Genomic DNA, 255 nt, shown 5'->3' with positions numbered 1-255 from the left:
CAGGACGGCGCCTGGATCACGGAGGAGGCTCCGGCCGCCGGTATCCGGTGGAACACGCCCCGCGCGTTTCGCGATCTCCCGCACGGGCACCGCGACCTCTTCCAGTTCACGCTCGGTGTAGTCGTAATTGAAGCGGCCGGCTGCCGTCGTGCTGCCGCTCCAGGTCTCCGCATTGCGGCCGTGCAGGCGCACGATCACCAGTTGCGGCGACGTCGCTTCCCAAACGGTATGCGCGCGGTTCGGCACGCCCTCGGG

1 protein-coding gene is annotated in these 255 nt (G+C 69.4%); it reads right to left on the bottom strand.

Annotation, left to right across the window (positions count from 1 at the left end; all coding sequences use genetic code 11):
* Nucleotides 1-255 (bottom strand): DUF72 domain-containing protein (locus tag SB753_RS39295; protein ID WP_410805453.1); only part of this gene is annotated, 255 nt, incomplete at both ends.

This window comes from Paraburkholderia sp. SIMBA_053 (genome assembly GCF_046534895.1).
Lineage (GTDB): Bacteria > Pseudomonadota > Gammaproteobacteria > Burkholderiales > Burkholderiaceae > Paraburkholderia > Paraburkholderia caledonica.
The sequence above is the reverse complement of the archived record's forward strand: the minus strand, read 5'-3'. Positions and strand labels throughout refer to the sequence as shown.